Below are 631 nucleotides of genomic sequence, written 5' to 3'. Positions count from 1 at the left end.
CGGTGGCGGATTCGACGGTCGATGCGGTGATTCAGCAGCGAGCGAGTGTGTCTGCTGACGCGCTTGCCGTCATCGACGACACCGGAACGCACTGGTCGTACGCCGATTTCGATGCCCGCGTCAACGCATTGGCACACGTTCTGATCGAACGTGGGGTTCAGGTCGGAGACCGCGTCGCCGTTCAACTCCCGCGCAGCATCGAGCTGGTGACCGCCCTGCACGCCGTCATCCGCGCCGGCGCAGCGTATGTCCCCATCGACCCCGACTACCCGGACCAGCGGATCACCCACATCCTCGACGACGCGTCACCCACAGTGGTCATCACCGAAGAGTTCCTCGACAACCCTGTGGTCGCGGCACGTCTGACACGCGGTGAACGTGTGGCGCCGGTGTTGGCGCGGGCCCTGACCCCGGCGGATACGGCGTATGTCCTGTTCACCTCCGGTACCACCGGACGCCCCAAAGGCGTCATGATCTCCCATCAGGCGATCATCAACCGCCTCACCTGGATGGCCGAGGACTACGGACTCGGCCCCGGTGATCGGATCCTGCAGAAAACCCCCGCCGTCTTCGACGTCTCGGTCTGGGAATTCTTCCTCCCCGCCGTCGTCGGCGCCACCCTCGTCGTCGC

General features: G+C 65.5%; 1 protein-coding gene. It reads left to right on the top strand.

The features are described 5' to 3' along the window. Window positions 1-47: 47 nt before the first annotated feature. Window positions 48-631 (top strand): AMP-binding protein (locus CH289_RS27760; protein ID WP_179276891.1); only part of this gene is annotated, 584 nt, incomplete at its 3' end.

The sequence above is a fragment of the Rhodococcus sp. RS1C4 genome (genome assembly GCF_002258225.1).
Lineage (GTDB): Bacteria > Actinomycetota > Actinomycetes > Mycobacteriales > Mycobacteriaceae > Rhodococcoides > Rhodococcoides fascians_E.
Note: the sequence above shows the minus strand (reverse complement) of the source record. Positions and strands in the feature narration are given on the sequence as shown.